Source organism: Paraburkholderia franconis, assembly GCF_009362735.1.
Classification (GTDB): Bacteria; Pseudomonadota; Gammaproteobacteria; order Burkholderiales; family Burkholderiaceae; genus Paraburkholderia; species Paraburkholderia franconis.
The window spans coordinates 1-26507 of sequence record NZ_WHNP01000082.1; the positions used below are offsets into that span (position 1 = coordinate 1).

Annotated in this window: 20 protein-coding genes and 9 pseudogenes; 6 read left to right on the top strand and 23 right to left on the bottom strand. The window is 60.3% G+C overall.

Annotated elements, in window-relative coordinates; all coding sequences use genetic code 11:
• Positions 1–199, top strand: a pseudogene (locus GCT13_RS40305) (tyrosine-type recombinase/integrase); the annotation flags it as partial.
• A gap of 69 nt (positions 200–268) precedes the next feature.
• Here GCT13_RS40305 and istA read toward each other — a convergent pair.
• Positions 269–1015, bottom strand: a pseudogene (gene istA / locus GCT13_RS40310) (IS21 family transposase); the annotation flags it as partial.
• 162 nt (positions 1016–1177) lie between these two features.
• Positions 1178–1780 (bottom strand): annotated as a pseudogene (locus GCT13_RS40315) (IS21 family transposase); the annotation flags it as partial.
• Between the two features lie 274 nt (positions 1781–2054).
• Here GCT13_RS40315 and GCT13_RS40325 point away from each other — a divergent pair.
• On the top strand, positions 2055–3071 hold the full coding sequence (locus GCT13_RS40325; RefSeq protein ID WP_087740457.1) for a 1-aminocyclopropane-1-carboxylate deaminase: 1017 nt from the start codon (positions 2055–2057) through the stop codon (positions 3069–3071).
• Between the two features lie 71 nt (positions 3072–3142).
• Here GCT13_RS40325 and GCT13_RS40330 read toward each other — a convergent pair.
• The 3 pseudogenes from GCT13_RS40330 to GCT13_RS40340 form a co-directional block, all read right to left on the bottom strand.
• A pseudogene (locus GCT13_RS40330) lies at positions 3143–3847 on the bottom strand (IS6 family transposase).
• Between the two features lie 56 nt (positions 3848–3903).
• Positions 3904–4640: pseudogene (locus tag GCT13_RS40335) on the bottom strand (IS6 family transposase).
• A gap of 693 nt (positions 4641–5333) precedes the next feature.
• Positions 5334–5487 (bottom strand): annotated as a pseudogene (locus tag GCT13_RS40340) (IS6 family transposase); the annotation flags it as partial.
• Positions 5488–5616: 129 nt separating this feature from the next.
• Here GCT13_RS40340 and GCT13_RS40345 point away from each other — a divergent pair.
• Complete coding sequence (locus tag GCT13_RS40345; RefSeq protein ID WP_321574941.1) at positions 5617–7014, top strand: cytochrome c peroxidase; 1398 nt, start codon at positions 5617–5619, stop codon at positions 7012–7014.
• A gap of 102 nt (positions 7015–7116) precedes the next feature.
• Positions 7117–7440 (top strand): annotated as a pseudogene (locus GCT13_RS51460) (IS110 family transposase); the annotation flags it as partial.
• A gap of 4 nt (positions 7441–7444) precedes the next feature.
• Here GCT13_RS51460 and GCT13_RS51665 read toward each other — a convergent pair.
• The 17 genes and pseudogenes from GCT13_RS51665 to GCT13_RS40430 all read right to left on the bottom strand — a co-directional run.
• Positions 7445–7529: pseudogene (locus GCT13_RS51665) on the bottom strand (IS6 family transposase); the annotation flags it as partial.
• Between the two features lie 76 nt (positions 7530–7605).
• Positions 7606–8652, bottom strand: a complete 1047-nt coding sequence (hypE, locus tag GCT13_RS40360) for a hydrogenase expression/formation protein HypE (RefSeq protein WP_087740460.1) — start codon at positions 8650–8652, stop codon at positions 7606–7608.
• Positions 8649–9779, bottom strand: coding sequence for a hydrogenase formation protein HypD (gene hypD, locus GCT13_RS40365; RefSeq protein WP_087740461.1), 1131 nt, complete (start codon positions 9777–9779; stop codon positions 8649–8651). Before hypD ends, hypE begins: the two co-directional genes overlap by 4 nt.
• Complete coding sequence (locus GCT13_RS40370) at positions 9776–10042, bottom strand: HypC/HybG/HupF family hydrogenase formation chaperone (RefSeq protein WP_087740462.1); 267 nt, start codon at positions 10040–10042, stop codon at positions 9776–9778. Before GCT13_RS40370 ends, hypD begins: the two co-directional genes overlap by 4 nt.
• A 13-nt stretch (positions 10043–10055) precedes the next feature.
• The gene (gene hypF, locus GCT13_RS40375; RefSeq protein WP_235851267.1) at positions 10056–12416 is read right to left on the bottom strand and encodes a carbamoyltransferase HypF; all 2361 of its coding nucleotides are present in this window, start codon (positions 12414–12416) and stop codon (positions 10056–10058) included.
• Complete coding sequence (hypB, locus tag GCT13_RS40380) at positions 12382–13260, bottom strand: hydrogenase nickel incorporation protein HypB (RefSeq protein ID WP_152767465.1); 879 nt, start codon at positions 13258–13260, stop codon at positions 12382–12384. Before hypB ends, hypF begins: the two co-directional genes overlap by 35 nt.
• Positions 13261–13409: 149 nt before the next feature.
• Positions 13410–13742 carry a hydrogenase maturation nickel metallochaperone HypA/HybF gene (locus GCT13_RS40385; RefSeq protein ID WP_152767468.1) on the bottom strand — a complete coding sequence of 111 codons (333 nt, stop codon included), beginning with the start codon at positions 13740–13742 and terminating at the stop codon, positions 13410–13412.
• Between the two features lies 1 nt (position 13743).
• Entirely contained in the window at positions 13744–14754 is a 1011-nt protein-coding gene (locus tag GCT13_RS40390; protein ID WP_087740465.1) for a HupK protein, read from the bottom strand.
• Positions 14751–15263, bottom strand: coding sequence for a [NiFe]-hydrogenase assembly chaperone HybE (hybE, locus tag GCT13_RS40395; protein ID WP_227747260.1), 513 nt, complete (start codon positions 15261–15263; stop codon positions 14751–14753). Before hybE ends, GCT13_RS40390 begins: the two co-directional genes overlap by 4 nt.
• A gap of 4 nt (positions 15264–15267) precedes the next feature.
• A complete protein-coding gene (locus GCT13_RS49990; protein ID WP_227747261.1) occupies positions 15268–15477 on the bottom strand; it encodes a rubredoxin in 210 nt (69 codons plus the stop codon).
• A complete protein-coding gene (locus GCT13_RS40400; protein ID WP_321574943.1) occupies positions 15477–16211 on the bottom strand; it encodes a hydrogenase expression/formation protein in 735 nt (244 codons plus the stop codon). Before GCT13_RS40400 ends, GCT13_RS49990 begins: the two co-directional genes overlap by 1 nt.
• Positions 16212–16351: 140 nt before the next feature.
• Positions 16352–16795, bottom strand: a complete 444-nt coding sequence (locus GCT13_RS40405; RefSeq protein ID WP_087740467.1) for a thioredoxin domain-containing protein — start codon at positions 16793–16795, stop codon at positions 16352–16354.
• Positions 16792–17100, bottom strand: coding sequence for a HypC/HybG/HupF family hydrogenase formation chaperone (locus GCT13_RS40410; RefSeq protein ID WP_087740468.1), 309 nt, complete (start codon positions 17098–17100; stop codon positions 16792–16794). Before GCT13_RS40410 ends, GCT13_RS40405 begins: the two co-directional genes overlap by 4 nt.
• Positions 17100–17744: a HyaD/HybD family hydrogenase maturation endopeptidase gene (gene hybD / locus GCT13_RS40415; protein ID WP_087740469.1), complete on the bottom strand. Its 645-nt coding sequence runs from the start codon at positions 17742–17744 to the stop codon at positions 17100–17102. The genes GCT13_RS40410 and hybD overlap by 1 nt, the downstream gene beginning before the upstream one ends.
• Before the next feature lie 3 nt (positions 17745–17747).
• On the bottom strand, positions 17748–18458 hold the full coding sequence (gene cybH, locus GCT13_RS40420; protein WP_087740470.1) for a Ni/Fe-hydrogenase, b-type cytochrome subunit: 711 nt from the start codon (positions 18456–18458) through the stop codon (positions 17748–17750).
• Between the two features lie 33 nt (positions 18459–18491).
• The gene (locus GCT13_RS40425; RefSeq protein WP_087740471.1) at positions 18492–20282 is read right to left on the bottom strand and encodes a nickel-dependent hydrogenase large subunit; all 1791 of its coding nucleotides are present in this window, start codon (positions 20280–20282) and stop codon (positions 18492–18494) included.
• Positions 20279–21397: a hydrogenase small subunit gene (locus tag GCT13_RS40430; RefSeq protein WP_087740472.1), complete on the bottom strand. Its 1119-nt coding sequence runs from the start codon at positions 21395–21397 to the stop codon at positions 20279–20281. The genes GCT13_RS40425 and GCT13_RS40430 overlap by 4 nt, the downstream gene beginning before the upstream one ends.
• A gap of 884 nt (positions 21398–22281) precedes the next feature.
• Here GCT13_RS40430 and ectB point away from each other — a divergent pair.
• Positions 22282–23550: a diaminobutyrate--2-oxoglutarate transaminase gene (gene ectB, locus GCT13_RS40435; RefSeq protein WP_087740473.1), complete on the top strand. Its 1269-nt coding sequence runs from the start codon at positions 22282–22284 to the stop codon at positions 23548–23550.
• A gap of 114 nt (positions 23551–23664) precedes the next feature.
• A pseudogene (locus tag GCT13_RS40440) lies at positions 23665–24357 on the top strand (IS6 family transposase).
• A 1040-nt stretch (positions 24358–25397) separates the two neighbouring features.
• On the opposite strand, the gene GCT13_RS40450 reads toward GCT13_RS40440, so the two are convergent.
• Entirely contained in the window at positions 25398–26414 is a 1017-nt protein-coding gene (locus GCT13_RS40450) for an IS110 family RNA-guided transposase (RefSeq protein ID WP_087740424.1), read from the bottom strand.
• Positions 26415–26507: the final 93 nt, after the last annotated feature.

A 26507-nucleotide genomic window follows, 5' to 3' on the forward strand; every position in this document is an offset into this window, starting at 1 on the left:
ACTCCAGGCCGGTGTCGACATCAATACGATACGCGGCTGGCTTGGGCACGTTTCGTTGGAGACGACCAACATCTACGCCGAGATCAATCTGGAAACAAAGGCACAGGCACTGGCGACATGCGAAGTGGAAGGCGGTGCCGAAGGCCAAAAGCAATGGCGGGATCAGCCCGACCTGATGACCTTCCTCCGCACCTTGTAGCGAATAATATGTGCTGTTCGCTTTCCACAAAGGTACTGCCTTGGCCTAGTTCTTTATCGAGCAGCACATATTTTTTACCGCACCATACTCGTGACCCAGACCACGATTGTTACGCGTGCCCTCCATGCCGTAATGATCGAGCAGAGCTGCGTAACGCGTCGTGAAGTCCTCCTGTTCGGTCAGGTTCCTGAAGGCGGCCGACAGGCTGTCCGTGCGATGTTCGCGCGGGCAACCTCCCGCCTGCCATAGAGCGTTCTGCAATCCGGTCGTGAGGGCTTCGAAACTCTCACCACCCTCAACCACGTTCGCATACTCCCAGCGTGAGAACGCCAGCACGAAGTGATACAGCCGGTGGCCAAACGGGGCGCCGCCGATCGTCACGCACAGCTTGCTCATATCTGTGAAGTCCGACAGTCCACGCACGCCGGGCTGGTGCTCCTGCGGGAAGAACACCTCTTGGGTAGGGCCCTCGAGAGCGCGCCACTGGCGAATACGCCGCTCCAGCGTACGCCGCATGCTATCGGGATAACGATCCGGGTGATCATCCTGCAGCTTACGCAGGACCGTGATGCCCATCAGGTGGGGTGCGTTGCGCAGCAACGGCACGACTTCGCTATCCCAGACCTCGGCGAACGGATCGGGACGGGTCCGCCACGAATGCCGTGGCTTCTGGGATGGCAACGTTGCATCGCGTTCGATGCGGCGTGCCGTACGCACGCTGATGCCCGTCTTGGCGGCCGCGACTTCTTGCGGATGGTGTTTGCGCTTGTTCATGTAGAGACGAACCTGTTGGTCGGTGATGCGGGTTCCAGACATGAGCTGACCGCTTCTTCTTTAAGCTTCGATCAGCCCATCCTAAAGCCCCGCCGACGCAGCGCTGCCGGTGGCTCGTCGTCTCCGGCGGCTACGCCGCCTGCGACTCCTCACCACCGGCCAAAACGATCGTCAACGACCGGCCAAGATAATTGTCGCCGCCCAGCGATGCTCGCGCGGACATCCCCCGGCCTGCCATAGTGCGTTTTGCAATCCCATGGACAGTGCTTCGAAGCTCTCGCCACCTTCAACAACATTGGCGTATTCCCAGCGCGAGAACGCGAGCACGAAGTGGTACAGCCGGTGTTCGAATGGCACGCCAGCGATCGTCACTCGCAGTTCAGCCATGTCGGTAAAGTCGGACAGGCCGCGTGCGCCGGGCTCATGCAACTGCGGGAAGAAGACTTCCTTCGGTGGGCCGGACGTCGCCCGCCAGTGCCGCACGCGTCGCTCGAGTGTGCGGCGTGTGCTGTCGGGATACTCCCCGGGATGATCGTCCTGCAGCTTGCGCAGGATCGTGACCGCCTGAAGTTGCGGCGCGTTCGCGAGCATCGGAACGACTTCAGTATCCCAGACGTCGGCGAAGGGATCGGGACGGGAACGCCAGTAACGACGTGGTTTCTGTGATGGCAGTACGGTGTCCCGTTCTATGCGCCGGGCGCTGCGGACACTGATGCCGGCCTTGGCGGCGGCAATCTCCTGCGAGTGATGTTTGCGTTTGGACATGTAGAGGCGAACCTGTTGGTCGGTAATGCGGGTTCCAGACATGTAGCTGATCGCTTTCTTATTCGATCAGCCATCGTAGAGCCCAGCCGACTCGGCGCCGCCGGTGGGGAGAAGTCTCCGGCGGCTACGCCGCCTCCGACTCCTCCCCACCGGCCAAAACCTTTGCCGCTACACCGGCCAACATGATTGTCGCGGTCCAATTCTTCAAATTTTCTTGCTCGCTCGTCTGCTGGAACATATTTAAACGAGCGGAGTCACATTTTTTGAACTGTCCTCATACCATGAACTCACGAAAATCACTCATCACGGAGCCGCGATGAACCTGCAACGATTCCCCCGCTACCCGCTCACCTTCGGACCGACGCCGATCCAGTCGCTCAAGCGGCTCTCGCAGCATCTCGGCGGCAAGGTTGAGCTGTATGCTAAACGCGAGGACTGCAATAGCGGCCTCGCGTTCGGCGGCAACAAGACGCGCAAGCTCGAATACCTGATCCCCGATGCGCTCGCGCAAGGCTGCGATACGCTCGTGTCGATCGGCGGCATCCAGTCGAACCAGACGCGCCAGGTCGCGGCGGTGGCCGCTCACCTAGGCCTGAAATGCGTGCTCGTGCAGGAGAACTGGGTCAACTACTACGACGCCGTGTACGACCGCGTCGGCAACATCCAGATGTCGCGCATCATGGGCGCCGATGTGCGGCTCGTGCCCGACGGCTTCGACATCGGCATTCGCAAGAGCTGGGAAGACGCACTCGACAGCGTGCGCGCGACCGGCGGCAAGCCGTACGCGATTCCGGCCGGCTGCTCGGATCATCCGCTAGGCGGGCTCGGCTTTGTCGGCTTCGCCGAGGAGGTGCGTCAGCAGGAAGCCGAACTGGGCTTCAAATTCGACTACATCGTCGTGTGCTCGGTCACTGGCAGCACCCAGGCGGGCATGGTCGTCGGTTTCGCCGCCGACGGCCGCGCCAACCGGGTGATCGGTATCGACGCGTCAGCGAAACCGGCGCAGACGCGTGAGCAAATCACGCGCATCGCGAAGCGGACCGCCGAAAGCGTCGAGCTGGGACGCGACATCACCGTGAAGGACATCGTGCTCGACGCGCGCTACGGCGGCCCGGAATACGGCCTACCGAACGACGGCACGCTCGAAGCGATCCGTCTGTGCGCGCGACTCGAAGGGATGCTGACCGATCCGGTGTACGAGGGAAAGTCGATGCACGGCATGATCGACAAGGTGCGCAACGGCGAATTTCCGGCCGGCTCCCGCGTGCTGTACGCGCATCTGGGCGGTGTGCCGGCGTTGAGCGCGTATAGCTTTATTTTCCGTGACGGTTGAGAGGGTTAAGCGGGTTGGCTCTTTCGCAATAAGAAGGCCGAGGCGATCGTGGTTCTATATGAGTAGGTTGCTTATGGCATCAGAGAATAGAACTGGCCGACAACAGTTTTGACAAGCCTGTTGTCTTTCATCTGCCCTTTGCGAATCATGTGCACTAACTCAATGCCGGACAGGATGATGCGCGCGCAACGGAAATCATTAAAGCCCGTCATAGGACTGATGATGCGCTTGATTGCTCGATGGTCCTGCTCCAGGATTTTGTTCAGGTACTTGATCTGCCGGATCCAGATGGGCGTTTCCCATTTGGGCGTTCAGGGCTTCGAGCGTGGCCCGGTTCGCGCCGCGCTTGTGAATGGTAACAGTCTCAGGTCCGCCATTGCTCGCGATCGCCTGCTCGCGATCGCCTGCTCGAAGAAGCGCCGGGCGGCAACCTTGTCGCGCCCGGCGCGCAGCAAGAAGTCAGCCGTGTTACCGGCCTTATCCACCGCACGGTACAAATACTTCCACTGGCCGCCAACCTTTATATAGGTCTCGTCCATGCGCCAGCTCTTCCCGACCGCCCCCTTGTAACGGCGGGATACCTCGCGTGCCGCTTTCCGTGTCTTCGCCATCTTATTCGTCTTCCATGCCCAGGCGACAATTTTATCTCGACGTCTTAGCGCGACAGAACCGTTATTGGCGCGCAACGGCCCGCGCACCTCGACGCTCTTCATCGCGCCGTCGACGCCCTGTTGATGAGCGCGGGCACCGGTGTGGCACACAGCGGATACAACCATTCGAAGGGCGTTGGTGCCTGTAGACTAACTGTTTGGCGAAAAAATAGTGATCCTTATCAGATAGCGTCATCGACTGCGGAAGAGACAGTCCAACTATGCCATGTGCCGAGGCGTTCTTTGAGTATGACGCGATGACGTGCAGCGTTCATCTGATGTCTGGGAAGCGCGAAGGGGTGACGGATCGGGCCGAAGCATGAAAGAAATGCCTGCGTACGACGTGCATCGCGAAAGCCACACACCTGGCGTTCGCGCCTACGGGTCGGTTGGTGCCTGTTCTCGGCGCGGTTGTTCACGCGTGCAGCCGCTTTGACGAAAATGTGGATCACCTGTGCGAGCTCAGGTATATCGGCCTTTGTGGCCGGATAACTGCGTAGCTGGTCGGTAACGATTCTACACGGCACCGGTTTCGAGCGCAGCACCCGCCGAAAGAAGCACTTCGCTGCGGCCTTGTCGCGACGCTTTTACCCCAACACGTCGAGTTCGGCGCAATGCTCGTCGACCCCGCGCCACAACAGGTACGGCTCGCCGCGCAGGGTCACGAACATCTCATCCAAATGCCAAGTGCTGCCTGGCTTCCGCGGCACCGCTTTGGCGCACTGTGCAAATCCAGCTCCGAACTTGTCGCACCAGCCACGGATCGTTTCGTACGTGACCACGATACCACGCTTGAGCAACAAAGCCTCGATGTCGAGCAGGCTCAGATTGAACCGGAAGTTAGTACCAGCGAACGGCACAATTGATAACGACAGCAGGGAAGCGATGGCCCATGATAAAGCGATTTCGTCTTCTTCATTGCTTCATTCTACCGACACCTCTCTCCAGCAGCCTGCCAGTGCCATAGCATCGGTGCCTGAGCTACCGTTCGAGTCACCGCGACCATAAAACCCGACTACAATCAGAGAAAGCTAAAAAATTCCAACCTGTCTTGCTGTAAGCATCCTCGCTGTCCGATAAATCGTTAAGCTCATCAAATCAACCTCATCTGTCAGGCAAAATAAAGCATCATCCTATTTTATCTACTTATAAATAGGAAATTAAATTGATTTATATCAAGGGTGAGAGTCCCAACAATTGGCTCATTTTTTTGCTCTTCAAATTAACATAAATTTCCCTTATGCGAATTTAATCAATATCCGCTTGTATCAGGCATGAGCTGCGGTTAGCATCTGTCCGTCACGCATGCGGCGAGGATGTTGTCGCGTTGAGGTTTTGGGGGGCTCATATCTGATTCGGCTCGCGACGAGGTTCGACGGATGAAACAACTGATAGAGATCGTTGTTAAGCAGTAGGGGTCAGATTTTGGTTGGTAGAGGGTGCCGTCGCGCAGCATGGCGAACAGCACGTCGCAGCGTCGTCGGGCGAGAGCAATGAGCGCCTGATTATGGCGCTACATGTCTTATGTGCTAAAGCCGCGAATCCCCGAAGAAACGAGGCGTCGTGGTGGATCATTCAACAAACCGTAGATCACTTCCTCACGGCGGGCCCGCACCAGCAACAGTTTGAGCGCCCAGCGATGCACTGTCGAATGATCAACCGAAATTCCTGGCTCGGCCAATATCTGCTCGAGTCTGACGCAGACTGAGCGGATACGCAACGTGCGAGCGCACGCAGGGACGGATTGGATCAAGCGGATATTGCAGCCTCTTGACTTACGTAATGTTCAATTGCTGTGCCTTCTGTTTGGCCGGCGCGTCGTCGCTCGACAGCCGATATCACCTGTCCGAAGTAGACGTTAACGAATTCCGTTCAAAATCGAAACAGGAGAGCAAGTGAAGAAACTTCTGATCGCGTCGATCGCCGTCGTGCTAGTTGGCTATCTCGGTATCAGCAGTATCGCGTATGTACATGACAAGGACTATGCGGAAAGAGCGGCCGCGAGGCCGGTCGTATCCTCACAAGCGTTCGGCATCCGCGACGTGTTAGATCGAAACGCATGCTACTACTGCCATTCGACGAAAGCTGTCCTGCCCAACTATGCCGCGCTACCAGGCATTCGTCAGCTAGCGGAACACGACAGGCAAACTGGACTCGCCTACTTCCGCATCGACAGCCTGTACGCGGCGCTCGAAAGCGGCATGCCAGCTCCCGAAGCCGATCTTGCGAAGCTGGAAACCATTGTGAACGAACGCACCATGCCACCAAAGCTGTTCCGCCTCGTACACTGGACAACAGGACTGAGGGCCGACGATCAACGCGCGCTTCTCGACTGGATCGCGTCACAGCGCCACAGCGCATATGCGACGCGCGGCGTTGCACCGGAGTTCGCTAACGAGCCGGTGCAACCGTTGCCAGATTCCTTGCCGACCGACGCGGGTAAGGTCGCGCTTGGAAGGGAGCTCTTCAACGATGTCCGACTATCGGCGGACAACACGATATCGTGTGCGAGTTGCCACACGCTGTCGAGTGGGGGCGTAGACGGAAAGAAGGTTTCGTCCGGCGTGGGCGGACAGTTTGGCGTTGTCAACGCGCCGACGGTGTTCAACGCAGCGCTCAACGACAAGCAGTTCTGGGACGGTCGCGCGGCCACGCTGCAGGAACAGGCGGGCGGCCCACCGCTGAATCCGGTCGAAATGGCGTCTAGGTCGTGGAGTGAGATCATCGATAAGCTGAAACAGGACTCGTCGCTGACGCAACAGTTCTTGACGGTGTACCGGGACGGTTGGTCGGGCGCGAACATCACAGACGCGATCGCCGAATATGAGACGACACTGCTAACGCCGAGTCGCTTCGATGCTTACCTGCGCGGCGACAGGCATGCGCTGAATAGCGAGGAACTGCGCGGCTACCAGTTATTCAAGGCAAACCATTGCGCGACCTGCCATGTTGGCAAGAATCTGGGCGGGCAGTCGTTCGAGCGAATGGGCCTCGCGGCCGACTACTTCGCCGCGCGGGGCTACGCCTTCACCGCGGACAACGGCCGGGCGAACGTTACGAAAGACCCGCTCGATCGCCACGCGTTCAAGACGCCGACGCTGCGCAACGTGGAGCTGACCGCGCCATATTTTCACGACGGCAGCGGTACCGATCTGCACGAAGCTGTGCGCGACATGGCGACGTATCAGGTCGGTAAGCAATTATCGGACTCGGATGTCAACGCAATCGTAGCCTTCCTGAAGACCCTAACGGGTACGCGTCAATCCGTCGCGACCCACTACGACCGCGGCTGACCCCTGTAACGCTCTGGCAAATGCGCTAGACATATGTAGCAGGAAGGTCGGCGAGCCGACCCGTAAAATCAGCTTGTCAACGCTTGCTCACAGGAGGGCATCATGCACGCACAACAGGTCTCCAGGCCATGCGCCGAGGAAGTTGTACTGGCGGTGTCGCTCGAGCTGGCAATGGCGAAGTGGAAAGTTGCGCTACATGAAGGCCGCCGCCGCGATCAGCCGGCCGTGCATACAGCGACTCAGCCACAGGCCGCATCCCGCCTGCAGGCGGTGCTGTCGCTGATTGAACAGCACCGGTAGAAATGGGCGTTGCCAGCCGAACTACGGATCGTCGTAAGCTACGAGGCGGGCCAGGACGCGTTCTGGATCTATCGTGCCTTGCAGGCTCGCGGGATCGAATGTTATGTCGTCGATCCCGCGAGCCTGCAAGCAGGTACCAGCGCACACAGAGTGATCATATCGCGGTCAACGTGACGGCCTGCGAACAGTTCGTCCTGGCTCTTCAGCTTGCTCATCGTCGGCTCGCAATTCGTTCAGCCCGACACATTAACCGATTCGCTTGGCGCTATTTGCACCAGAGCCCTTTTTCCATCAACAGATGCGGGGTAGCACCTCACCGTTCAACCAGTCAACGAGCCGTTCGCCGCCGAACGAAGTCTGCATTCTCACGAGGCCGCGCGCATCATCCGTTACTTCGCCGATCAGCGCGGCATCTTGGCCTAGCGGATGAGCGCGCATCGCATCGACGAGTGCGGGCGCGTCCTGCCTCGCACATACGGCGATTAGCTTGCCCTCGTTCGCAATGTACAGCGGGTCAAGGCCGAAGAACTCGCAGGCCGCCCGCACAGTTGTTCGTATGGGTAGCGCCTCTTCCCAGATGCGCATACTGAAACCCGATTGCTGGCAGATTTCATTGAGCGCATTCCCAAGGCCACCACGCGTCGGATCGCGCATCAGTCGCAGCGACGGGCACGTTTCGAGCAGTTGCTCGGTCAAACCGTTTAGCGCAGCGCAATCCGACACGATGCTGCTGTCAAAGCCTATGTTTTCGCGTTGCGACAGCACGGCGAGACCGTGCTCGGCAAGATGTCCGGACAGCAGGATGGCATCGCCTGGCCGCGCGTTGCCGCCATCCAACTCGACGCCTTGTGGTACGACGCCGACGCCCGCTGTCGTAATGAACAGTCCATCAGCCTTGCCGCGTTCGACGACTTTCGTGTCGCCTGTGACGATCTGCACGCCAGCGTCGCGTGCAGCCCGCGCCATTGATTGGACGATGCGCACGAGATCGTCCAGTGGCAGGCCTTCTTCGAGAATGAATCCGGCGCTCAGGTAGCGCGGCTGCGCGCCGCCGACGGCGAGGTCGTTGACTGTGCCGTTGACAGCAAGTACTCCGATGTCACCGCCGGGAAAGAACAGCGGGGCAACGACGTGGCAGTCGGTACTCATCGCTAACCGTCCGGCAACAGGCGGCATGATGGCCTGGTCGTTGCCCTGCGCGAGCCAGGCGTTATCAAACGCCGGGGCAAATACATCGTTGACCAGTTGTGCGCTGGCGCGGCCGCCGGCGCCATGCGTCAGGTCGATGCGGCCGTGTTTGAGGTCGAGAGGGCGACCATGAAAGATGGGGTGTTTCATAGGTGAACACATCCGGCCGCGGCTGCATCGTTGAAGCGGGCATACTGATAGTGTGCTGCGCAGGCACCTTCGCTCGAAACCATGCAGGCGCCAAGTGGTGCCGCGGGCGTGCACGCCGTGCCAAAGACCTTGCAGTCAGTTGGCTTGCCGTGGCCACGCAGGATATGGCCGCACTGGCAGGCCTTCACGTCAGCGACCGGCTGAGTGGACAGGTTGAAGCGCTTTTCCGCGTCCCATTGCGCAAACGGAGCGCGGATCGCGAGTGCGCTATCGGGCACGAGCCCGAGTCCGCGCCATTCGAAATCGTTACGTAGCTCGAATGTCTGCGCGACTAGCGCCTGTGCCTTCAGGTTGCCCTGTTCGGTGACAGCACGCGTGAACTGGTTCTCAGCATCCGCGCGGTCTTCGTTGATCTGTGTGACGAGCATGAGCACGGCTTGCAGCACGTCGAGCGGTTCGAAACCGGTGATGACCACAGGCTTGCGATAGTCACGCGCGATCACGCGATAAGGTGCTATGCCGATGATCGTGCTGACGTGCGACGGGCCGATGAAGCCATCGAGATTCGCATCATCGTCGGCAAGCAGATGTTGCATCGCGGCCGGCGTGAGCACGTGGTTGCTGAACACAGTGAAGTTCTCAAGCTGCTGGGCCTGCGCGGCCAGAAGCGCGACGGCCGTCGCAGGCGTGGTCGTCTCGAAGCCGATGCCGAAGAACACGACCTGCCGGTCGGGTCGATCGCGCGCCAATGTCAGCGTATCGGCGCTCGAATAGACGACGCGCACGTCGGCGCCTTCCGCCCGCGCCTTGTACAGGCTCATCTGGCGCGACGCGGGCACCCGTAGCGTGTCGCCATAGGTGCAAAGCGTGACGCGATGTTCGAGTGCGAGCTCTATCGCGCTGTCGATACGACCGACCGGCAGGACACACACCGGACAGCCGGGGCCGTGAATCAGCTCGACGCAGGGCGGCAACAATGCCGTTAAGCCATATCGTGCGATAGCGTGCGTGTGGCCGCCACAGAATTCCATCAGACGATAGCGTCGTTCCGGCTCAACGGCGGCATGAATACGCCTCGCGATCTGACGTGCGAGGTCGCTATTACGAAAATCGTCGACGTATTTCACGCTGGGTTTCCTCTGGATGCGTCGCTCGCTGCTGCGTCAGCGTCACACGAAGCGGCGAGCGCGGCGAGCTGCGCGAGCGTTGCGTCGGCCTCGGCCCGGTCAAGCGTGCCGATCGCATAGCCGACATGTAGCAGTACGAAGTCGCCGGACGCGACGTTCTCGACGAGCGCGAGCGAGATTTCGCGCGTTACACCGTCGACGCTGACGCGGGCCCTTTCGCCCGGCTGCAGTTCGACGACTTCGACGGGTATGGCTAGACACATGATCGAACTCCTTTCATTTCGGACGGTCCTCCGGTGTCAGGACAGTATCGGACTGTAATCGCTGGATTGCGGCCCACGCTTGGCCGTAGCTGAGTGCACCGTAGCCTGGCGGCAGACTACAGGCCTGCAGCAGCGTGCAACGCACGTCGTGCAGGGCTTCTCGCAAGCCGGACATCAGCGCGAGATTCGCGCAGCAGCCACCACCGACCGTGATCGTATCGATGCCGGTGGCGCGCATCGCGTGGCGCAGCCAGTCGGCAAGCGCGGTAGCGAGCGTTACGTGCCAGCGACTGGCCATTTCCACGGGATCGCGCAGGGCGGCGAGCCGGCGCGCGAGCGGCAGCAGATCGAGATTCAGGCCGTCGATGCGCCAACTGTCCGCATGCGAGTCAGCCGGGCGCACGAGCGCTTCGAGCTTCATGGCCGCTTCGCTCTCATGGCGCTTCGTCGGGCAGATGCCGGCGAGTCCCGCGATGGCGTCGAACCAGCGACCGCGGCTCGTCGTGACCGGGCAGTTGAAGCCGCGTTCGATCTGTTGATAGAGCCGCGCAGTGTTCGCGTCGATGGCGGGCGGGAGCCGGCGCGTGCCGGGTTCGAGCGAGTGCCGCAGCGCGGTCGCCATGCGCCACGACGCGCGGGCGGTGGCGTCCGCGCCCGGCAAAGGGAGTGGACTCAGATGACCGAGCCGCCGCGCACGGCCGCCTTCGACAAACAGGAGTTCGCCGCCCCATGCATTGCTGTCGTCGCCCCAACCGAAACCGTCGAGCGCGAGACCCAGCGCAGGATCGGCGTGACCGTTCTCGGCGAGTACGGCGGCAACATGTGCATGATGGTGCTGGATGCGTAGCAAAGGGACGTTCCAGCGATCGGCCAATGTTTCGGCGAGGCGGGTCGAATAGAGATCGGGCTGAAGATCACAGGCGATGGCGGCCGGTGCGACGTGCATGCGAAAGACATGGCGATTGACGGTCTCTTCGAGCAACTCGCAGACGCCAAGGCTACGAAGGTCGCCAAGATATGGCGACACGTACGCGAGCCTTCCGCCGGTGAGCGTCACGGTGCTTTTCATCTGCGCGCCAAGCGCGAGCACCGACGGGCCGTCCGTTGGCAGGGGCACGGGTTTGGGCACATAGCCGCGTGCGCGGCGGAGCATTATCGCAGGCAACGGATGCGCGGCGAGTACCACGCTGTCGTCGCAATGGGAAACGATTTCACGGTCGTGATCGGGCACCGCATCGGCGATGTCGGCGAGCGCCTCGCCCGCGTCGCCGGGATCGCTCAGCAATGGTTCGCCGGACAGGTTCGCGCTGGTGGCAACGAGTATCGTCGGCTGGGCTTCGCCGAGCCAGCGGGTGCCGGGCGGCTGGCACTGCGCCTGATGAAACAACAGGTACTGGATCGGCGTGCTGGGCAGCATCAGTCCGAGCCGGTTCAGGCCCGGCGCCACGCCTGTCAGCGTCGCCCCGTCGCGACGTCGCAAGACGACGATCGGGCGGGCCGCCGAAGCGAGCAGTTCCGCATTCGACGCATCGCCCAAGTCCACCCATTGTGCGGCCGACGCCACGTTCGGCGCCAGCAGCGCAAGCGGTTTGGTCGGCCGACGCTTGCGCTCGCGCAGCCGCTCCACGGCGGCCGGATTCGTCGCATCGCATATCAACTGGAAGCCGCCGAGCCCCTTGACGGCAACGATTTCGCCGCGCGCGATGGTGGCCCATGCCTGCGCGACCGGACCCATGGGCGAACCGCTGTGGGGGGCCGCATAACCACGCGCATCTAGCCGTCTGAAGCGCAGCGTGGGCCCGCATTCCGTGCAGGCCATCGTTTCCGCATGAAAGCGCCGGTCAGTAGGATCACTGTATTCTGCCGCGCAACGCTCGCACAGCGCAAAAGCGGTCATGCTGGTATGCGCACGGCCGTACGGCGTGCGGTGTATCAGCGTATAGCGCGGACCGCAGTTGGTACAGCAGATGAAGGGGTATCGCCAGCGCCGGCCACCTTCAGTGAAAAGCTCGTCGAGACACATATCGCAGGGGGCGGAATCGGCAGGAATACAGCTTTGAGCCGTCGCATCTTCGATGCTTTCCGCGATGCGAAAGTCGCTCATTCCCGGACTGGGCGTGCCTGCAGTCCGGCGCACTGCGTCGATGCGGGCGAGCGGCGGTGGTTGCTCCGCCAACGCGGCGCGGAAAGCGTCCAGATTGCGCCGTTTACCCTGTATGTCGATCTGCACGCCATTCGTTCCGTTGCAGACCTCGCCGCTCGGGTTGAAGTGTCGCGCCAGCCGCCAGACGAACGGACGGAATCCGACGCCTCGCACGATGCCGCTGACCTCTATTCGCTCACGCTCGATCACAATGCGACGTGCCCCCGGCACTCTTCGGTCCGGCAACTGCCTCTGCGCTGGCGCAGCCGGCGCGAATCCAGTCGAGCCAATGTTCGAAGCCTTCGCCCGTGCGGGCCGATACGCAGAAGATCTTGATCGAAGGATTGACGCGTCGTGCGCAGCCGCACGCCTTATTCACATCGAAGTCAAGATGTGGCAGCAGATCCGTCTTGTTCAGCAGCATCAGCCGAGCGGCGGCGAACATGTCCGGGTACTTGAGCGGCTTGTCTTCGCCTTCAGTCACCGACAGGACGACAACCTTGTGCGCTTCGCCCAGATCGAAAGAAGCGGGACAAACGAGGTTGCCGACGTTCTCGATCAGCAACAAGCCGCCCTCATTCTGCGGCAACCGGTCCAGCGCGTGACCGACCATGTGCGCGTCGAGATGGCATCCCTTGCCGGTGTTGATCTGCACGGCGGGCGCGCCGGCCGCGCGAACGCGCTCGGCGTCGTTGGCGGTCTGCTGGTCGCCTTCGATTACGGCGACGGGCAGGGTGCCCTTGAGAGCCGACACCGTGCGCACCAGCAGTGACGTCTTGCCGGATCCCGGGCTCGATACAAGGTTCAACGCGAATACGCCACGTTGGCGCAGGCGCTCGCGATTCGCGCCCGCATGATGGTTGTTCTCGTGCAGGATGTCGCGCTCCAGATGGATGTGACGCCCATGGGTCCCGTGCGGATGCGCGTGGCCGCCGCCTTGCGTGTGGTCGTGAGTGTGCACGCGGCCAGCGGCGTGCAAGTGCGCCTGATCGTGCTCGTAGGAATGGAGCGTCGTCCACGAACAGTCGTCCTCGACCTGGGGTTCGGATGAAGCGCATCCGCAAGTCGTACACATAATGTTGTCCTCCGTTCTTGGCGCGCCGTCGCGCAGGTCATAAGGAACTCCAATGGTTTCGCGGGTTGCGCTCCGGAGTGCGCAACCGGTTGAACCAAAGCCTCGCGTCACTTCTATCCCGCAAGGCACCAGCCGTCGTGCCGGGCGCGTCAGTCGACGACCATGCCGACGATGCGCATCTGGTCCCCATCCGTCACCGCGAGCTGATAGCTGCCGCAGGCGGGGCAACCGTCGCCGCGCCGCCGCAGCTCCACCGTGTCGCCGCAACGCATGCACCATGCGTGGCCGGGTGGCTCGTGAATCGTGACGACACTGCCATTGGCGAGGGAGCCGCGCAGTGCGACATCGAGTGCGAAACGCAGCGCCCGGGTATCGACGTTTGCAAGCTGCCCGACCTCCAACGCAATTTCGCGGACGCACCGATACTGATGCCGACGCGCCTCGTCCTCGATCACGTCCCGGATGCCTTCCGCAACGGACATCTCATGCACGGCGGTTCACCTCGATCCGGTAGGGTGCGCATGGGTCGAGCAATAGCACGAGACGTTGTGCGAGCGGTTGCGCCGCTTCCCAAGGCAGGCCGCGAAGAGCGGCCGCTAGCAGGTTTGCGCGGCCAAAGTTCCACCAGGTTGGCGGTACGATTCGGTACGCGGCGACCTTACCTTCTTCGAGGCGTGCGAGATGCACGAGCACACCCCGAGCACAGCGCGCCCAGCCGATGCTGATGTCGCCGCACCGCAGGCCGCCCGCTGCAGCACTCGCGCGATTCGCGCAAAGCAGTGCGAGATGGCGCAATCGTGTGCTCATCAATCCGCTAGCGAGATCCGGTGCCGTCTCCGGATCGCTCCAGAGGTCCGCATGGGCGGGCCAAGCTGGCCCGGACACCTCCAATGCGCCTGCATCGCGGGCGAGCAGCATTTCTGCAGCATTTTTGCGCACGCTGCGCAGCACGTTTGCCGGCCGGATCGAAACGGGCCGTGCGGCCTGTTTTTGCAGGCCGTTCAGCCAGCGCGCCGGTAGCGTCCCGGTACCTGCAGCCCAGTTGGCGAGATCGGACTTCGACAGCGCTAGCCACCTGGCGGCAGGCATGCCGAATACTTGGCGCTCGCAGAAATCGGCGATGCGCGCCCGCGAACCGAGTCCCGCCCATTGGGCGATCACGTCGCTTGACCATGTTCCGCCGAACACTCCCGGAAAATCGATTAGCCAGCGCCGCAGCGTTTCGCGTGCAGCTTCGAGTTCGATCTGTTCGTCGTTCGTCGCGACCGGCGAAATGGTGGGTTGTGGGGCCGCGAGCGCGCGCGCCGATGCTGCGCATTGCGCATGACGGCATAGCACGAGCATCGCGCCGACTACAGCCCGGGTGTCAGACGCATCCCGGCCGATCAGCAAACGCTCGACGGGCACGGGCGACCACCGGCCGACTACCGAGTGCACGCCTTCGTTGTCACCGTCGAGCGTGAGTGTCAGAACCGGAACTTGCAAGGGTGTCACGGCTGCAATCCAAACAGACGTCGCCGGAACCGGTCGGGACGATCCGGGTGTACTTGTGCAGAACCGTCGGAACCCACCTTCGGCTGTGCCACGCTCTCCGGCTCGAATAGCAGCCGCATCGTTTCCCAAGCGGTTACGAGCGCAGTCTCCTGATCGGCAAATTGTCGCGCAGGTGAAAAAAGCGAGCACATCCGGAACTCGCCGAGCGTATCGAGCCGCGCCGGCATGAACGGCATAATCCCGCCCGGCAGGGCGACTTCGGTCACGGCGTCGGCGCGCGTCGGCGGAAACGGTGCATCAGACGTCGGCAATTGCAGTAGATTGATGCCCCACGGCGTTACGAGCACGCCGATCCAGCTCGACTGCCACGGACGAAAAGCCACCGCAGCGACACTCAGGCGCGAATTCAGAAAGGGCAGGTCGCACATGCGGGTCTGTGCTATCTGCTCGAACGCGCCTTCGATTCGGTGCGTCAGGTCGGCGCTGAAAGACGATGCTGTGGGCGCCATGGCTTCAGTCTGGCACTATCATGAACTGATCGTGCGGGCCATCGCATACCGGGTATTTCCAGTATTTGGGCAGATCGGCGAGCGGCGAGCCGGGCGAAACGTTCCAGATGGGAGCGCCCTGTGCGGGATCGTAGACCCACCAGTCGATCTTGCATTCGAGCCGGCGATGCGCTTGCAGCACATGGTCGCCGCCGAGATAGCTCCCTTCGAACATCAGTCCTCCTCCAGCCATTTCACGATTTCGCGCAGATGCCGCAGCGAGTCCATAAGATCCTCGGCTGACGCTATGACCATCTCGGGAATCAGGGCAATATCGAGTGTGTCCAGCAGAACCTTGTTCGATCCGTCGAAATAGCGCACACGCCACACGTGACGCCAAGTGGTGGCGATGACCGTGCACTTGCCGTAGCCAGTCGAGAAGATACCGACAGTACCCGCGCCCAACATGTTGTCGAGCCATGCGACGTCCGCGGGCGTGACGGGTAACAGGCTGAAGTTGATGACGTGACTGCCCGCGCCGTGCCAGCTGACAGCCCTGGCTTGGGCCGCAACGATTTCGCTGGCGATGAACGGCGCGTTCGTCAAGTTGTGGCCCGACGTGTCCGGGATTGTGCCTTGCGTCGTGCCGCTGTGGCGCGCTTCGTTGAGGATCGCGGCCGGAATCGCGCCGATTTCGATCCGGTCGTCGATGCGCACGCCGTTCGCGCTGTCGACGATGACCCGCCAGATGCCCGGATACCGGCATTCCTGAATGCGGACGAGCGCACCGGCGTCGGCTCGTGCTCCGCGACTCGACACAACCTGCGCCGACACCTCGCCTTCGCCCATGATCTGAGCGAGCAGTCGATGCGCGTCGGCACCAAGTGTGCTGACCCGGAAGACGAGCGGGTGCGCGGGCGACGGATTTCGATCAAGCACGGCGACCATGGCGCGCAACAGCGCCAGCACGTCACCCGCGCCGTGCTCAGGCGTAGCCGTCGTGCGCCAGATTTCGCTCGTGGAGGGCAGCGGCAGGCACGACCAGTCATCGGGTTCGGGCTGCGAGCCGGGACCAGCCGCCGTCATGATCGAAACAGGGAACGGGCGGCTCATGATCGGGCTCCGTACACGGAGAGTTGGATCGGTACCGGCTGGGGCAGCTCAGTGCGCATGCGTGTAAAGCACTGCAGATAATCCTGCCGGTCGCGCAGTCCTTCGATCGCGCCAAGGTAGCACCTTTCACGCAGGAATATCAGCGCCGGGTGACGCAGCACGCCAAAGCGATTCGCGATCGCTGCGCTTGCCGGCGGGATGGCAAAGGCCGCGCGGAACGAGTCTGGCCCGAACTGGCGCACTATTTCGGGCAGGACCACCGTCAGGTCGAGAAATTCGGGATGCCGTGCCGGATTGCCGAGCGGAAGCACGACGAGAGTTCGGGCGCCGACGGCAACGCTGTCGAACGTATGGTTCTGCAGTTCCAGAAAGCCCTGTTTGAGCAGAAGTTCGCGCAGGCACTCGAGCGTCGACGCGGCGGATGTGCCCTGTGTTGTCATTGCGTAATGTTCTCGCGTAAATGTGTTGGCAATTCTGGCTCGCGATCGACCAGATCTGCAAAGTAGGCGTCAAGACCGCTTTCGCCGTGGGCGATCGCATCGAGCGAGGCGAGGGCCGATTCGATGTCGCGTGCACGCGCCTCATCAATTACCTCGCGCGCCACGCCGAGGAACGTCAACACCCACGTATTGGGAGCAAGCGGTCCCGTGAGCGACAGGTCGACCATGCAAGGTCCGTTGCGGCTTTCGCATTGCGCGCGCAGACCGTTGGCGCGTCGCACGCGCGCAGGAATACCGACGCACATCAGCACGGCTCCGAAGGATGCCAGAAGCGCGTGTCGCCGTGCCGGTTCGCGCTTTGCGGCGACGGACGTTCGCCCTCATAGCGGGACAGCGCAAGACCGTTGGCGTTCAACGACGAAACTGGCGCATCGCGGTCAGCGTGCGTAACGGGGAATGCACCCCAGCGTCGCAGCCATTCGCCCGCCACCGCTATGGCGGGCTCGATCTGGGCACGGACGGCTAGACGCAGACTGCCGCCGAAATCATCTAGTTCGACCGGCTGAACACCGATCAGCACCAGATCGTCGGGGTAGTTGCCTTTGAGCTGCGCGCAGGCGAGCACATCCGAAAAGCCGGCCTGATGCAAACTCATCTTGCGGGCGCTCAGGCAGGCGGGTACCGCGTCGCCTTCCCGCACGGCGAGCGTGCCCGGCTCCAGACCGAAATCGACTGCATCAAACACGATGAGCCGGTCCGCCGATTCAACGAACGGCAGTAACGCGAGCCCCTGCGTACCGCCATCCACCAGCTCCACATGCTCCGGCCATTGCCAAAGCGCGTTGAGTCGTTCCACCGCCCGAACACCGAAGCCTTCGTCCGCCCACAGCACGTTGCCGATGCCGAGCACGACGATATGGGGCAGGGAGTGTGCCGTCGTTGTTTCCATGGGTCAGTTCTTGAACATCCGGAAGCCGCTGACCATCGTGGAGATCATGCATTGTTTCGACATGACGTCTTCGCGAATTGCAGCATAGACGTGAATCATCACGAACAGCACGATGCTCCACATGCCGAGCCGGTGCCAGCTGTGCAACGACAGGCTGTTTCCGCCGAGCGCCGCGATCGTCCAACCGAGCAGGCGAGCGGCCCAACTATCATTGCCAAGACCCTCGCCGTACAGGGCAAAGCCGCTGACGCTCGTCAATATAGCCACAATAAAAAAGCCAAACATCGCGCTCTGGCCGAGCGGATTGTGGCCGACATACTTGCACGGATAGCGTGCAAGGAACAGATACCAGCGCAATTCGTAGAGCAGCTCTCGCCACCACTGGGTATCCCAGACGGGCACGATAAAAATCTCCCGCGCGAACGCGTTGCCGAGGAACGCGAAGCAAACGCGGAAGATCAGGCCGACCGCGAGTACATAGCCCGCGCAGAAGTGCCCAAAGCGGATATAACCCATCAGGAAATGAGCATCGGTTTCGCCCGACAGCGTCGGAAGCGGCTTTCCGACGAAATATCCAGTACTGCAGAGCACTATCACCGACAGGACCGTTAACCAATGCCATAGCCGCACCGGCGCCTCATACACATAGACCGACGTAATCCGCCTGCTGTCGAGCTGCGAAGGGGCGTTGCCGTCAAAACCATAGGTTTTCATATGCTGGTTCCTAAACATCGTTGCCTGGCCGTCTCAGCGCACCGTGACGTTGACCAGTTCTTCGCCGGCAGGTCCGATGACATGGGTGGAGCACGCAAGACATGGATCGAAGCTGTGCAGCGTGCGCAGGATCTCCAGGGGCTCGTCGGGACGGGCCATCTTCGTCTGAATCAGGCTCGCCTCGAATGCGCCAATCCGCCCCACTTCATCGCGAGGACTGCCGTTCCACGTGGTCGGCACAATGCATTGATAGCTGTCGATCTTCGTGTCGCGGATCTTCAGCCAGTGGCCCAGCGCGCCACGTGGTGCTTCGGTGAAACCCACTCCGCGTATGGTCGACGGCCATGTCGACGGCTGCCATTTGTCGACATTTGCCGTCGATGTGTCACCGGCCTTTATGTTGGCCATCAGCCGATCGAAGAAGTACTTCATTTTGTACGCGGCCCACTGACCTTCGAGCGCACGGGCCGCGGTGCGGCCGAGCGTCGAGTTCAGCGCGGCGAGCGGCATGTCGAGCCGTCGGAGGAGGGCATCGACCGGCTCGCGGATGTCCGTGCGGTTCTGATGATAGCCGATCAGGTAACGCGCAAGCGGACCGACCTCCATCGGGTGACCACGCCAGCGCGGTGCCTTGATCCACGAGTACTTGCCCGACTCGTCAATCTGCTCGATCCTCGTTTTACTTCCCCGGGTCGCCTGGCCGAGCTCGAAGTGCGGTTCGGTCTGACCGTCATACGGGTGCAGGCCGTGCGTGCCCTCGGGATAGCGGTACCAAGAGTGTGCGACGAACTCTTGGATTTCATCGGGATTGCAGAGGTCCACATCGTGGATCTCGTTGAAGTTGCCGTTGATCACCGCGCCGCGCGGCGCGAGCAGACTTTGGGCACTGTAGTCGTTTGCGTGGTCGGGGAAGTCGCCGTACGACAACACAGATTGCGAGGACAATCCGCCACCGATCGAACCCCAGTCCTTGTAGAAACTGGCGATTGCGGTCACGTCCGGCAGATACACCTGATCGCAGAACTTGATCGTCTCATCGATGATTCGAGAAACGAGATTCAGACGCTCCATGTTGATTGCGCCGACCGCCCCCACGTCGTCGATGTTGATCGCACAGGGCATGCCCCCGACGAGCCAGTTCGGGTGCGGGTTCTTGCCTCCGAACACCGTATGGACCTTGACGATGTCCTTCTGGAAGTCGAGTGCTTCGAGGTAATGGGCAACCGCCATCAGATTAGCATCCGGCGGTAGCCTGTACGCCGGATGACCCCAGTAACCATTGCGGAACGGGCCAAGCTGGCCAGACTCGATAAAGCGCTTCAGCCGCGACTGCAGATCACGGAAATAGCCGGGTGACGACAGCGGCCAGTCGGAGATGCTTTGCGCAAGCTCCGAGGTGCGCTTCGTATCGGCCTGCAGCGCCGACACCACATCGACCCAATCGAGCGCATGAAGATGATAGAAGTGGACGAGGTGGTCGTGCGCCCACAGCGTTGCCTGCATCAGGTTGCGGATCAGGTTCGCATTGTCGGGTATCGGGATGTTCAGTGCGTTCTCGACCGCGCGCACTGATGTCAGCGCGTGCGCGCCGGTGCACACGCCGCAGATACGCTCGACGAACGCCCACGCGTCGCGCGGATCGCGGCCTTTCAGGATGACCTCCAAGCCGCGCCACATCGTGCCAGTGGAGACCGCGTTCGTAATGACGTTGTTGCTGTCGAGATTGACCTCGCAACGCATGTGCCCCTCGATCCGCGTTATCGGATCGACGACAACACGACGCCCGGTGTTGTCGAGTGTGAAGCCCTGAGTCTGATAGCTCATTGGCGATTTTCCTCTTGTGCTGCTTTATTATGTGCTTCGCCGAGCGATTTCAGGTCCTGCATCTTGACCACTGAACTCTTGATCGCGCTGACGACTGCATGCGCCGCGATTGCCGCGCCAGCTGCACCCACCACCGCCAGACCGATACGGTCGGCATTCGATTCAACGCCGAACTGGTTAATGTCGACGACCCGGTCGTAGAACGAGCCCTTGTCCCAGAAGCCGTTCTCCGAGCAGCCAAGACAGCCGTGGCCCGACTGGATCGGGAACGATACGCTGTCGTTCCAGCGCACTGTCGAGCACGCGTTGTAAGTGGTCGGTCCCTTGCAACCCATCTTGTACAGGCAATAACCCTTGCGTGCACCCTCGTCGTCCCAGTTCTCGACGAACTGGCCCGCGTCGAAGTGAGGCCGGCGATAGCACTTGTCATGAATGCGCTGCCCGTAGAACATCTTAGGTCGCCCCTGACGGTCGAGCGGCGGGATACGGTCGAACGTAACCACGTAGGTGATGATCGCAGCCATTACCTCGGGAATCGGTGGACAACCTGGCACCTTGATGATCGGCTTGTCGAGAATCACGCCGGCGATCGGTGTTGCGCGAGTCGGGTTAGGCTTTGCTGCCTGCACGCAGCCCCATGATGCGCAGGCACCCCACGCGATCACCGCTTTCGCGTCCGCGGATACACGCTTGAGCTTTTCGATGAACGGCTCGCCGCCAGGAAAGCAGAACATGCCGTCTTCGTTCAGTGGCGGATTGCCCTCGACGGCGACGATATAGTTGCCCTTGTAGCGGCTCATGATGTCGTTCAGGATTGCTTCGGCCTGTATGCCGGCCGCCGCCATAATCGTGTCGTCGTAATCGAGCGAAATCATCGAGAAGATCGCGTCCTTCGCAAGTGGGTGAGAGGAGCGGATGAACGATTCTGTGCAGCACGTGCATTCGAGGCCATGCAGCCAGATTACCGGGGTCCGTGGTTTCGTTTCCAATGCGTGCGCGATACGAGGGATGAACGACGAACCGAGCCCTAGCGCCGTGGCGGTCAAACTGCAAAACTTGAGGAAACTGCGCCGCGTCGCCCCATGACTTCGCATGACATCGTAAAAGCTTTCCAAACCGCCCCCTTTGCCGATAAATTTCCAGTAGGGAAGATCATTGCGGACCACAGAGCTACACGGTTGCAACTATTGGAGGTCGGAGTTGTCATTGATCTGTTCCTGTTGTTCCACACGCTGATCAGGCCCAGTCCGCAGACCGACTCTAAGCAGCTTTCGGGCCATGCCGGTCCGAACCCTCGTAAGTTACCGGTAGGCGGAAAGTTGGCGGATATTTGTTGAGAAATTGCGCCGGGCTGACAAATGTCCGTTTCCCGACAAAACGAACGCATTACTTGCAAATGGCCAACACCAGTGCCGTGTAGCACTTCTGACTAAGTCCTATTGAACGGTATGTCTAGCGACTTCGTCACGTTCGGGTACGGCTTTTGCCACACAAGCCGTGAACCCGCTCTCGCAACAACTGTAGATGCCATGAATCTCATGAAATGTATCGTGCCGATCCTTGTATCTACGAGAAGCCAATGACGCCGGTATCGCCAGGCTAGAACACAACGGAGCTAACGCCAGAATGGAACGCATCATGATGGCCTATGTGGAGCACAAATGAACCGTTTATTGAAACCGGAGTACGAGGTAAATTGCACCGCGTTGCGTTTGCTTCGACGCGCTGGGCACATTGGATCGGCGCCGTACGTTCCTGACATCGCACATACGAGAGGCATGAGCATCCCTCTCGTGGGACACCGTTAGCTCGCTCGTGTCTCCTTTGCGCGCGAATCTCCACATGCTGTGGTTGCAGGCCAGCCGCGGTTATAAATTCGTCACTCGTCTATGGCGCCCGGAACGGCACGACATCCTCCGGCTTGGTTTGCGGAAAGATGAGGCCAAGGGAGTGGCTAGACGCAGATAAAAATCCAATGCAGTGTTATGCAGGAGAATTCATGGAGCACATGATTGAGAAGCTAACCGAGCTAGAATCCAATGTCCGCACCTATTCGCGCGCTTTCCCAGTCGTATTCTGCAAGGCGCGAGGTGCGGAGATCTACTCGGTCGATGGCCGACGCTATATCGATTTCTTAGCAGGCGCGGGAGCGCTTAACTACGGGCACAACCATCCGGCTCTGAAGGAGTCGATCATCGAGTATTTTCTGGGTGACAACATCGTTCATTCACTGGACCTTTGGACTGCAGCAAAATACGCTTATCTCGACACCTTCGACCGTCTGATATTGAAGGCTCGTGGACTTGACTACAAGGTGCATCTGACAGGGCCCACTGGCACCAACGCGGTCGAAGCCGCCATTCGCTTAGCTCGGAAGATAAAGAAACGAAGTACCATTGTTTCGTTCACCAACGGCTTCCACGGCATAACCATGGGTTCGCTCGCCCTCACCGGAAATGCGAAGTTTCGGAGCGCAGCCGGTTTGCCGTCCGTGGGCAACGCGTTCATGCCATTCGACAATTATTTTGGCAAAGGTGTCGATACCCTGAGGTATTTCAAAAAATGCCTGAGCGATTGCTCCAGCGGTCTGGACTACCCAGCAGCTGTTATCGTTGAAGTGGTGCAGGGAGAAGGTGGAATCAATGTCGCTTCTCCGGCGTGGCTGCAAGAGCTGGAGACGGTCTGCCGAGATCAAGACATCCTGTTGATCATCGACGACATCCAGGCGGGGTGCGGTCGGACCGGCCGGTTCTTCAGCTTCGAGCACGCTGGGGTGGTGCCGGATCTCGTGACCAACTCGAAATCGCTGTCAGGATTTGGATTGCCTTTCTCGCAGGTCTTGATTCGCCCTGAGCATGATCAGTGGGAGGCAGGGGAATACAACGGTACGTTCCGCGGAAACAATGCGGCCATGATTACCGGGGCGAAGGCACTGGAATACTTTTGGTCGGACGATGCTTTCGCAGACGAGGTCCGGCGGAAAGGAGAAATAGTTAGGGAAGGCTTTCTCGGGCTGATAGACTTATTGCGATATCGTCAAGTTGAGGCCGAGGAACGCGGGCTCGGACTGATGCGCGGCATTGACGTTCAATCAGGCGCCTTGGCAACCAAGATTACTGCCGAGGCGTTCCGACAGGGGCTAATCATCGAAACATCCGGCCATTCCGGCCAGGTAATAAAGTGTCTTTGTCCGCTGGTGACGACCGGTGATCAGATCGAGGAAGCAATGCAGATACTGAGAAGCAGCATCGACAACGTGCTCGGATAGGTGTTCGTTCCTGCGCGGCCGCCGGTTTGAAGATGGTTGTGGGCAGTCTTCGGGCTTTGTCGCGATAAGCGTCGGGTATCATGTGTCATGATAATACGAACGGTCGGACACTCGATGACGACTCTGAATCCAACTTTGGTACGGGTGCTCAAGCGTTTGCACTATCCGCCCGATGTGATCCTGACGTGTGTCCGCTGATATGTGGCGTATCCGCTGAGCCTTCGACACTTCGAAGAGATGATGGCGGAGCGCGGAATCTCGGTCGATCATTCAACCGGGCACCGCTCGACCATCAAAGTGTTGCCGCTTCTGGAAAAGGCGTTTCGCCGCAACAAGCGAGCCGTCTGGCGGAGCTGGCGAATGGATGAAACGCATACCAAGGTCCGAAGCCAGTGGAAGTATTTGTATTGCGCGGTCGACAAAGAGGAGAACACCGTGGATTTTCCGCTGCGTGCCCATCGTGAAAGGCTGCGGCGCGGCGCTATTTCGGAAAGTCCATCGACCAAAACTGCGGGCCCGAGACGGTGACAATTGATAAAAGCGGCGCGAATCTGGCCGCGCCGGATGCTCTCAACGCGGAGCGGGAAACACCGATCAAGATTCGGCAGAACAAGTATCTGAATAAAGTTGCAAGATCAGCGAGCGATCAAGCGACGCCTCCGGCCCGTGCTCGGCTTCAAGGATTTTCGTTGTGCTCGCATTCTGTTGAGTGGCATCGAGATCATGCACATGATCACCAAGGGCCAAATGGAAAACCGTGGCGTCGGATACACTCATGACGAGCAGTTTTACTCGCCGGAAGCATAAGCAATCCCGCTTAACTTCCGTTTGTCCGCCAACTTGCCATTGCCGCGACAAAACCATCGCGCGTAGGATGCACAGTTGCGGCTGTGCAAGGAGTATCGCACGCTGGTCGCCCGTGGCAAGCATCTCAACGTCTCCGTTACCGCGATAGCCGGGAAGTGGCCGCATTCGCGTGGGATCCCCGCGAATGACTGCACTCCCGACCCAGCCTCAATCGCACACTCGCTGATCACGGCAACATTGCACAATCAGCGGAGGAACAACAGTCTGCTGAAGACGTGCGCTGCACGGTCCGCGAACAATCCGCCAAGATACTGCGAGACAGCCTCCACCACGGCAGACTCTCGGACACAGAGCACGGCAGGTTCACAACACGGAACTCTGTAGTGTGGGGAGCCAACCCACGGATATCAGACGAATCCACCGTCGACGTTACAGGCTGCGCCGCCCCCAGCCGATGGTTTCCGCTTCTACCCAGTGCAATCGAAACACGCGTTTTGCAACATCTACGCCGACTGCGGCAAGCTTCATCGGGGTTCTCCGTCTCGGGTGATACATTTCGAGACTGGTACTTTGGCACATCCGATGCCGTCGGCAGTGAGAACCCGCTCCTATCTTTAACCCCTGTCCGAGCTACGCCATCCTTCCACCTTGCGGGGGGCATTCCATTTCAAGCGGCGGCAGCGACTCAGAAACGATAAGTCTGAGTCTCACGTACGCTATTGCGACACCCATTAGTCGGCCGAAGTCAAGGTGCAAATATCTATCCATCGCCGAATGGTCATGACGATGGGCATTTTTATCGTCATGACCATTCGGCGAAATTTCTTGAGTCATGCTGTCAGGGCCGCCTGCAAGGTTCGGTATCGCATCCGTTTTCTCGAGCTGGTTGCGAACCGGATCGCACCAGACACCCATCGGGTTCAAGCATGCCGTGATGTAACTCACGTCTGCCCTGGCGGTTGTTGCTGCCGCCCCAGAGAAACGTTGGTACCAGGCAAGGTCCAAAAGGTCTCGCTGGGCTCGGTCCCCTTGCGCCACCATTAGCCAAAGCAGCGGTTTATCTCAAATGGCTTGTGCTCCCGAAGCATGTGATAGCAGGCGCGCGCCAGCTTGTGCGCCAACGCCTTGATCGCGACAATCCTGTTTCGCGCGCGCTTCTTGCGCTCGTAAAAGCGCCTGGCTTCCGGACATGAGCGGATGGCGAAGTTGGCCGCCTCAACAAACGCCCACGCCAGATACTTGTTGCCATTCTTCGTATTGCCTTGGCCTTTTTTTCTGCTGTTGCTTTCGCGCCGGCTGTCCACGCAGCGGCAGTACGAACTGAAATTTCCCACCTCGGTGAAACGCGAGATGGTCCCGGCTTCCAGCATGATTGTGGTTGCGAGAACGGGACCAATGCCGGGGACCGAGTTCAGCAACGCGTAATCGGGACGCAGTTTTACCCGCTCCAGGAGTCGCTTCTCGATGATCGTGATTTCCTCCTGCAGGGTTTGCATGACCGCCAGATTGGCCTGCATCGCGAGCGTCACATCGGGCGCAAATCCGAATCCGTTGACCTGCACTTCATCGAGATGCTTGACCCGCTCACCCTGCATCTGCGCACCTGTATGGCGTGAGAACAGGTTCTCGATGGCGAGGATCTGCGCTGTACGGCATTGCACCAGTTGTATTCGCTTGCGTGAGAGGTCCCGCATCGGACGTTCTTCTGCTGGATAGATGTAGCCTTCTGGCAGAAGTCCCAGACGCAGCAGTTGTGCGAGATGGGCGGCATCGCTGAAGTCACCACTGTATTTCAGGCCCTCATACTGCTGGATCGCTGCGGGGTTGGCCAGATGTACCCTGTAGCCATCGCCCATCAACTCATCGACGAGCCAGTACCAGTTGTACGTTGCTTCGATGACCACGCCCACGAGATCTTCGCGGTGCGGTGCCAGTGCTGCCCGGATCTGGATGGGATCGTTCGGCAAGCGCCGTTGGTAGAGCACCCGGTCAGCGTCATCGCTGACCACAACTACGCTGTTGTTCGAATGAAGGTCGATTCCACTAAACTTGTCCATGCCGGCCTCCTGTGCGTCAAGTGGGTGGACCAACCCTGACTTTACGCCCGCCGCCCTACGGCAACGGCGTGAGGCCGGCTACATGATTATCAG